Origin of the sequence: Corynebacterium sp. HMSC034H07, assembly GCF_001815175.1 — a bacterium.
In the GTDB taxonomy this organism is placed as follows: Bacteria; Actinomycetota; Actinomycetes; order Mycobacteriales; family Mycobacteriaceae; genus Corynebacterium; species Corynebacterium hiratae.
This window is the reverse complement of record NZ_KV819475.1, coordinates 1-299: the sequence shown is the minus strand read 5'-3', so window position 1 is coordinate 299 and position 299 is coordinate 1. Positions and strand designations below refer to the sequence as shown.

Genomic DNA, 299 nt, shown 5'->3' with positions numbered 1-299 from the left:
ATACAGTTCTCACACAACACCCCACACAACTTCAACAACCACACCACAAAAGGTTAAGCAGCCATTGAAACTCGTGTGGGTTACAACCAGGGAACAATGCCCCAGACACCCAACAATGCACCAAGTACTCTTTAAAGCATTAGTTAATCAATCATCCCAGTTAAGATGTATCTCCACCCGATTATCATTCGGTGGCAGTAAAACAATCGCTTACATAAACCACCAACCACACAACAAACCGTGTGGTTTACAGCACCAACTGGTGCCAAAAAATATGCTCCTTAGAAAGGAGGTGATCC

Annotated in this window: 1 protein-coding gene; it reads left to right on the top strand. The window is 43.8% G+C overall.

Annotation, left to right across the window (positions count from 1 at the left end; all coding sequences use genetic code 11):
• Positions 1–115 precede the first annotated feature (115 nt).
• The coding region (locus tag HMPREF3009_RS13620; RefSeq protein WP_232760833.1) for a hypothetical protein at positions 116–299 on the top strand (184 nt) is incomplete at its 3' end.